This window comes from Vibrio sp. 10N.222.49.C9, assembly GCF_041474985.1.
Classification (GTDB): domain Bacteria; phylum Pseudomonadota; class Gammaproteobacteria; order Enterobacterales; family Vibrionaceae; genus Vibrio; species Vibrio crassostreae_C.
Genome location: NZ_JBFRVD010000425.1, coordinates 1 through 302, shown reverse-complemented (window position 1 = coordinate 302; position 302 = coordinate 1). Strand labels below are relative to the sequence as shown.

Below are 302 nucleotides of genomic sequence, written 5' to 3'. Positions count from 1 at the left end.
TTCCCAACAGCCATTGCGGTTGCTCAAATCATTATTTGTATTGCCTTATTAGTGCAACACAAACTCAAATCTACTAACACTGAAGTACAGTCAGTTATTTTCTCAAAAATGGCCGTATTCGGTGTCATTTTCCTGATTGGATATGCATTATTAATTAGCGTGATTGGCTACTTGTTAGCGAGTCTAGTTGCATTCACAGTTTATCTTGTGTTGTTCAAGGTTAAGAAGCCGCTCTACTACGTAGTGGCATGGACCTTTGTATTTGGCGTTTATTACCTATTCGGTGAGGTGTTCTACATAGC

At 39.1% G+C, this 302-nt stretch carries 1 protein-coding gene; it reads left to right on the top strand.

Annotated elements, in window-relative coordinates; genetic code table 11:
- The coding region (locus AB4585_RS23810) for a tripartite tricarboxylate transporter TctB family protein (protein ID WP_372171236.1) at positions 1-302 on the top strand (302 nt) is incomplete at both ends.